The sequence below is a fragment of the Bacillus sp. JJ1474 genome (assembly GCF_036965225.1).
In the GTDB taxonomy this organism is placed as follows: domain Bacteria; phylum Bacillota; class Bacilli; order Bacillales; family Cytobacillaceae; genus Cytobacillus.
This window is the reverse complement of sequence record NZ_JBALPC010000040.1, coordinates 43,091-50,025: the sequence shown is the minus strand read 5'-3', so window position 1 is coordinate 50,025 and position 6,935 is coordinate 43,091. Positions and strand designations below refer to the sequence as shown.

Annotated in this window: 6 protein-coding genes and 2 pseudogenes; 3 read left to right on the top strand and 5 right to left on the bottom strand. The window is 35.9% G+C overall.

Features of this window, described 5'->3' with window-relative positions; all coding sequences use genetic code 11:
- From V7164_RS06550 to V7164_RS06540, 3 genes and pseudogenes are all read left to right on the top strand, one after another.
- Nucleotides 1-315: pseudogene (locus V7164_RS06550) on the top strand (hypothetical protein); the annotation flags it as partial.
- 94 nt (nt 316-409) lie between these two features.
- A complete protein-coding gene (locus tag V7164_RS06545) occupies nt 410-1,162 on the top strand; it encodes a CPBP family intramembrane glutamic endopeptidase (RefSeq protein ID WP_335344005.1) in 753 nt (250 codons plus the stop codon).
- Nucleotides 1,163-1,165: 3 nt separating this feature from the next.
- A pseudogene (locus tag V7164_RS06540) lies at nt 1,166-1,368 on the top strand (cytochrome O ubiquinol oxidase); the annotation flags it as partial.
- Between the two features lie 149 nt (nt 1,369-1,517).
- Here V7164_RS06540 and V7164_RS06535 read toward each other — a convergent pair.
- The 5 genes from V7164_RS06535 to V7164_RS06515 all read right to left on the bottom strand — a co-directional run bounded on the left by V7164_RS06535 (nt 1,518) and on the right by V7164_RS06515 (nt 6,894).
- Nucleotides 1,518-2,066: a hypothetical protein gene (locus tag V7164_RS06535; RefSeq protein ID WP_335344004.1), complete on the bottom strand. Its 549-nt coding sequence runs from the start codon at nt 2,064-2,066 to the stop codon at nt 1,518-1,520.
- Between the two features lie 98 nt (nt 2,067-2,164).
- Nucleotides 2,165-2,872, bottom strand: coding sequence for a DNA alkylation repair protein (locus tag V7164_RS06530; protein WP_335344003.1), 708 nt, complete (start codon nt 2,870-2,872; stop codon nt 2,165-2,167).
- A 185-nt stretch (nt 2,873-3,057) separates the two neighbouring features.
- Nucleotides 3,058-3,300 carry a penicillin-binding protein gene (locus tag V7164_RS06525; protein ID WP_335344002.1) on the bottom strand — a complete coding sequence of 81 codons (243 nt, stop codon included), beginning with the start codon at nt 3,298-3,300 and terminating at the stop codon, nt 3,058-3,060.
- A gap of 310 nt (nt 3,301-3,610) precedes the next feature.
- The gene (locus tag V7164_RS06520) at nt 3,611-6,214 is read right to left on the bottom strand and encodes an ABC transporter permease (RefSeq protein ID WP_335353689.1); all 2,604 of its coding nucleotides are present in this window, start codon (nt 6,212-6,214) and stop codon (nt 3,611-3,613) included.
- Complete coding sequence (locus V7164_RS06515) at nt 6,211-6,894, bottom strand: ABC transporter ATP-binding protein (protein WP_335353688.1); 684 nt, start codon at nt 6,892-6,894, stop codon at nt 6,211-6,213. The genes V7164_RS06520 and V7164_RS06515 overlap by 4 nt, the downstream gene beginning before the upstream one ends.
- Nucleotides 6,895-6,935: the final 41 nt, after the last annotated feature.

Here is a 6,935-nt window from a genome sequence, read left to right as displayed (position 1 = left end):
GGTACGTGGAATGGGCAGCATATACTAAATGAAAAATGGATAAAACTATCTACACTTAGCGAATTCCCTTTAAATAATGGTGAATATAAAGGCTCATTCTTAGAAAATAGTAATATAGGATATAAATACATGTGGTATAGTACACCGAATCATAATGGTAGTTTAGACTTTTTTGCAATGGGAAAGTATGGACAGTGCCTATATATGTCTCCGGAAAATAATATTGTTATTTTACGAACGGGTAAATCGCCGGGAAATATAGATAGCTGGCCGGACATTTTTAAAGAAATATCAATAAAAATAGGTAAAGAATAGAAAATCAAATTTAAGTTGATAATGAAAAGTTTGTTATCCACAAAGTAAATAGGGTTGATAAATATACTAATGATTAAAAGTGTGGAGGAAACTCGTGGTATTTAGATTTTTAGGATTCGTATTCCTTTGGCGTACAATCATCTTTACTGTCACACAAAAGAACGACATATTATGGGCTATTTCTGCCTTGTGCTCAATTATTTTAATGCACTTTATATCCAAATGGCTAAGGTTAGGCGGTCTGTCTCAATTAGGGCTACAAGTGAAAAATGGATGGTTGCGTTATTTTCTTTTTGGTTGCTTAATAGGAATACTCTATCAAACACTTCGATTCAGCGTAATGTACAGCACAGGTACAATTAGAATACAATATCTATCTGTAGATACGAATGCACTCATTCTTTCGACTATTATTTTATTGATTTCAACAGCATATATCGGTTTTGCTGAAGAAATAGTATTCCGTGGTTATCTTGTAGGCATGTTACCTCATTCATCCATGTCCGTTGTATTCATTAGTGCAGTTTTATTTACTCTGGCGCATTTGATTGATGGAAATTTCGATATTTCTAGAATAGGCTTTCTTTTCTTTGCAGGATTGTTTTTTGCTATTTGTTATGTCGTGACTCAATCCTTATGGTTTGTGGCAGGAATTCATTGGTTTTGGGATTTTTCATGGTTTTACCTCGGTGCCGATGGCGGAGCCTCAAGTTCTAAAATAGTCGATGTAGCGATTAATAACGACATGTCGCCTTATTATGAATGGATGGATGTCCTAATGGTTCTTTGCTTGCTTTTACTTGTGCTATTTTTAACGAGAAAGTCCTTTTTATTACAAAAGACTTGAAAAATTGTATTTTTAATCGTATTTGTGGAAACGGGAATTGTGATTTTCCCTTTCTTACCGGGTGGGTGATTCTTTACTGTTTGCATGTGGTGCTCTTGCCGCGATGGGGGTAACTTAACATTTTTTTACTATTCATTATCTATTTTTTCGCAGTGGTAATTGGGGATATTGTAAATTATCATATCGGTAGTAAAGCAGGGACAGCCACAGCTTCAACTGCAACTTGCACATCATGTGGAACTGTGCTGCCGTACTCCTACTGCCCCTATAACTTTTCCGTCTTGGACAGAGGAATTCCTCCACCAAGAACGGAAAGTGTAAATTTTTTTAATAACCGTGCTTGGTTGGAAAGAGCTTAAAGTGTAATTTTGAATATTTTTCCTTTCCTCATAAATAACTGATTATCACTACTGCTCGTATATTCTCCAATTTCTGTACCTAAACGACAATACATTGAAAATACCTTTTGATGACTTGATTTTACATATATTGTTTTAAAATTTTTTGATTTATAATACGGCATAATGATATCTCTAAACCATATTTGGCCATTCCCTCTACCTTCTTGAGATATATGAAAATAGTTAAATATCAAGACATCTTTATCATTTTTACTTATAGATATAGGCTCTTTAAAAAAGACTTTATAATCGATAATTCCGCTAGTAACAAGAGCAATTCCTAAATAATTTTTATCTTCCATCATTACATGGAAATCCATTTTCATATTCTTATTTTTTCTGACATTCTCAATTAATTGACAGCAGTGATATACTTCATTATAGTCATCCCATTCATTTTCCGCTTTAAGCAATAAATTTTGTATGATCGGAGTAAGATACTTACTATCAAATTGGGTTGCAACCCCAAAATTAATATCATTTATTTTATGAATAACCTCCATAGAATCTCCCCTCTCTATAAAAATATTTTAGCTCAGTAACTTCTACAAAAAAGAGCGTCAATCCTTCTTGGATCAACACCCCGATGCAAAGCAAATTATTAACATCTTACATATTTTCGTTTGAAACCAAGCTTCCCTCTATCAATTTCTTTTTGAATACTTTCATATGCGTTTAGGAAGCTGCTTTTTTTATTGTCACGTTTGACCTCTACTATACCTACGTCCTTTGCGGTCTCGACTGCCTTTTCATGAAGCGGCAAATAGGAAATCCCCACGGTATATAGAAAATTATTCATAGCGGATTTCGTGCGTTCTGGCGAATCATGAATGGTATTTTTTACATTATCAAGCATATTGGAAATCTTACTTTCGGAAAACTCATAGTCTTTGCGATTTCCTAAAAGCCAGCAGTAGCAGCTCCAGCCCGCTGACATTCTCAGCTCATCACCGCTTGCAATCCACTTATCAGCAACGTCTTGTGCAATATCTGACTCAGATAAAGTGACTGCCACTACATAATCGGACAACATATAAAAATACGATGCATCTATCCAACGATCAAAATCTGACTCAGTCATGGCTTTTGGGTCTGCAATAATACCTGCAAAGTACATGGCATCATAGTTACCTGTCGCAAAAAGCTCTTCAGCTAAATGTTGATTTATTTTTATTTTCTTTGAGATTGGTTTCATAGCACCTGTAGCCACGCCAAAAACCGGCTCGTGAGCACCATTGGATATGTATATTTTTTTAGTTCGTTCCTTCCCAAGGGCTTCTAGCTCTTGCATAACTGTTTCAAAATCCATAGTTTTGCACTCCCTTTCTTCATCTTAAAACCCATTTCATCGTAACCAACTAGTTTATATTCTTTTTCACGTCTTTCATACTTCTCAATTTTATCATTAATCGTATTCAAGTATACTGCTCATTTACATCAATTATAAAGGGTGCTATTCCTTCTTGAAGGAAAGCACCCGTCAGCCCCACTAATTTAGTTTTTTTCAATAAGAAGCGCTTGAATATCACGGCAATCTACAAAAATAGTTAAAGTGATTGTTTGACCCTCTTCTTCTTCTACACCTTCAAACTCGGCGCAGCAATTATTGTTGTCAAAGTTTTTAAAAGTTATATCTTCCAGCCTTACACCGCCTACAATGATGTCTACATCTGTGTTTTCTTCCAACATACTTAGTTGATCGCATATACATTTATCACATTTATTTCTAATCCCCATAGAAAAATTCACCTCTTTCATCACGAAAAATACTTGCATTTCAACATATGAAAGGAAGCATCTAATGGATTGGACAAAAAGGATCGAAAGCCTTTTTTAACCTAGGGATAAATTTGTTGCTTAAAAAGTTTTTACTTTCTTCCACTGACCCCCCCAAGTTTAAGTACAAATCTTCACAATTACTTTTGCCCCGTCAATTGCGATATTACTTTAACTACCTTTGAGGCGGATTTTCTGTACGAAGGGGCGTTTTAAACCTTTTATAACTACCTTCATGGTCAACTGTCTATGCAGATGGGCGTTTAAACCTTTAAATACTCTCCTGCTTCAAAGCATCAATAATATTCTCTCTTTTCACTTTCGCACTGGAATATAGCATGGCGGCGCCAACAATTATAAATACAGCGGCGATGACGAAAATAATATCGATCCAAGGAAGCGTGAATTTAAAGCTGAAGCTGTTCATTAACGATTGATGAATGAGGTACATGACAACCACACTAATTGGCAGGCCATAAAGCAATGACTTGATTCCATAAAAAATGCTTTCATAATTAATCATTTTATTAAAGCCCTTTGGTGTCATTCCGACTGATTTCAGCATCGCAAATTCACGTTTTCGAAGGGAAATGCTCGTTGAAATTGTATTAAATATATTTGCGATTGAAATCGCCGTTATTAAAACAATAAAACCGTAAGTAAAGACGGACATAATCATGATCGTTTGTTCTTCCTGCTGTCTTCCTAAATAAATATTGAAGACATACATATAGCTCTCTTTCAATTCTTCAATTTTCTCTTGTGTTTCCATTGGATCTGAGCTTTTTAGAAACAGAGCAGTCTGTATATCCATCACATTATTTTCGCCTACAATCTTTTCCATCACATCTTCAGAAACGATCAAATTCAGTCCACCAGGCCCAGCAGGCATAACGCCCATTGGATGCTGACCTGTCAGTCCGGCAACAACAACTTGATTTAAATATTCTTCTTTTCCTGTTAACGTATCCATATAGTTCAGCTCAATGACATCGCCAATTTCCTTATAAACGGCCTTCATCTCCACAAACTTTTCCGCTTCATTGTCCTCGTATGGAATGGTATCAATGACAATTGCTGCAAATTGATCTTGATTCAATAACTTTTCATACTCCACACCAGCCGTTTGTGCATAGGAGCGAAGATTTTCTTCATCTAAAGATATTAAATTGATATAGTATGGATACTTTCCATCCTTTAATATACTTTTATCGTTTTTGACACTGTCCTTCAGTATATCCGTAATAGATGTTTCTTCTATCCAAGAATTCACATTTCTTATTTTCCTCGTAAAATTAGATTCTGTCACATTGTCCAGATTTGCAAACGATTGTATTAGCTTTACATCATCAGCAGACTCCTTTGAGTTCAATGACACTTGTAGATCATAATTTATACCATCCTGCGATAGAACGAGAGATTTCTTTAAATGATCAGTAAAAAATGAAACAGCTAAAAATAGTACAATGCTGATAATAAGTGAAAAGACGGTTGCCTTGTATCTTCGTTTATTCCTTTTTAAATTCTTTAGCCCTATTTCTGCTTCAAACCCAAATAGCTTGCGAATGAGCTTTGATGTTTTCACAGCCTTGCCAGTCAGTTTGACGTCTGAAGTTTGCCGAATGGCATCAATAGCAGAAATTTTCGAGGCTCTAATCGCCGGAATATACGTTGAAATAAAGATCGTCAAAATGGATACACCACAGGCAATGAAGATCGTCATTGGTGTAAGGGTCACTTCTAATTTCTGAGTAACTCCTAATGCCCCTTGAATAATGGAATTAATGAACAAAAAGGTTATGCTAAGCCCAGCAAGACCTCCTAATATTCCGATTGGGATGCTAATTACACCTATTACAAAGCCCTCAAAAAATACCGAATTCCTCTTCTGCCTTTTCGTTGCTCCAACACTCGACAGCATGCCTAAATGTCGGGAACGTTCTGAGACTGAAATAGCAAATGCATTATAGATGAGTGAAACAGAGCCAACGATAATAACTGTCATAATGACGGCCGATAAAGAAAAAAGCGTAGCATTTAAGTTGTCATTATTCGTTACCCCGTAATAGCGCAATAAATTATTATTAAAATAAACCTTGTTAATCTTGTTGTTTTCAGCGAATTCTTCACCATGAGCATATAAAGAGCGATTTACCTTTTTTAAAATGACCGCCGCATCTGTCTTATCCTCTGCACCTATTTTACTATCTTCTATATAGGTGATAATTGTATATCCTGGTGACCATGTTGGCTCCCATTCAGGCCTCTTCATAATGCCAATAACTGTATAGTTTTCTGTTTTCTTTTCTTCTAATGTTTCAATTATTTTTCCGTTCTCTGTTTGTAATGGATCGGTTTGAGATAGGACTAGTAAGCCTTCCTGATTAGTTATTTGCCTTTCCCCAGCTTGAAGCTTTATTTGATCTCCCAGCTTGTATTCAACCCGAGCATTATTCACAATTTCTTCTGAAAGAACAACCTCATTTTCTGCTTTTGGCAGCTTTCCCCTGCTTAACTCAATAGGGAAATTTTGCAGCCCTTCAGAATTATATGCTTTTATAAATAAATATGGTTTATTTTCATTTTGGCTCCCTGCCAAATAGGCATAGCCAAGATCCTTTGTTAAGATGACTTTTTTTGAATCTTCATCACTTTTTATCGCCTCTAGCTGTTCCTTATTTACGTCCTTATAAAGAACATGCCATTCTCCCTCATTTGCGATTGTCTGTCTTTTCATTAAATCTAAAAAGGAGATACCTAGCGTTGTCACGGCCATAATCATCGCGACAGAAATGATAACACCTATAATCGTAACTAAAGTTCTTCTCTTGTTTTGCTTTAAATGTCTAATTGTTAACTTATTGACAATATTCATGGTCGAATCACCTCGTCCTTGGCGATCCTTCCATCCTCTATAGAAATGACCCGGTCAGCCTGCAAAGCGATTCGTTCATCATGAGTAATAACAATCAAAGTCTGATTAAAGGTTTTATTAAACATCTTTAACAGATCAATAATTTCCCCGCTGTTCTTACTATCAAGATTGCCAGTCGGTTCATCTGCCAGCATAATGGCTGGATTGCTTATAAGCGCTCTGCCAATAGAAACCCTTTGCTGCTGCCCGCCTGATAGCTGATTCGGCAAATGGTTTAAACGATTTTGCAAGTTTAAAATTTTTACGAGCTCATCAAACTGCTTTTTATCAACCTTATGTTCATCTAGAAGCAACGGCAAAGTTATATTTTCTTCAACCGTTAGAACTGGGATTAAATTATAGAATTGATAGATCAGCCCTATTTGCCTTCGTCTGAAAATAGCAAGCTGTGTTTCATTAAGCTGATAAATATCAGTATTGTCCACTAGCACTCTTCCACTCGTTGGTCTATCCACGCCTCCAAGCATATGAAGCAGTGTTGATTTTCCTGAACCTGATGGACCGATAATGGCTACAAACTCACCTTTTTCGACTGAGAACGAAACATCATCAAGTGCTTTAACAGCCGTTTCCCCTTTGCCATAAATTTTAGACAGATTTTCTATTTTCAAAATTTCCATTGTAAACCCTCCATTATGTAACTGATGAGTTCAGTTTATCT

Excerpts from the sequence above, each read along its gene's own strand:
- V7164_RS06525 (WP_335344002.1), bottom strand. The coding sequence starts at position 3,300 with ATGGGGATTAGAAATAAATGTGATAAATGTATATGCGATCAACTAAGT.
- V7164_RS06530 (WP_335344003.1), bottom strand. The coding sequence starts at position 2,872 with ATGGATTTTGAAACAGTTATGCAAGAGCTAGAAGCCCTTGGGAAGGAA.
- V7164_RS06535 (WP_335344004.1), bottom strand. The coding sequence starts at position 2,066 with ATGGAGGTTATTCATAAAATAAATGATATTAATTTTGGGGTTGCAACC.
- V7164_RS06515 (WP_335353688.1), bottom strand. The coding sequence starts at position 6,894 with ATGGAAATTTTGAAAATAGAAAATCTGTCTAAAATTTATGGCAAAGGG.
- V7164_RS06520 (WP_335353689.1), bottom strand. The coding sequence starts at position 6,214 with ATGAATATTGTCAATAAGTTAACAATTAGACATTTAAAGCAAAACAAG.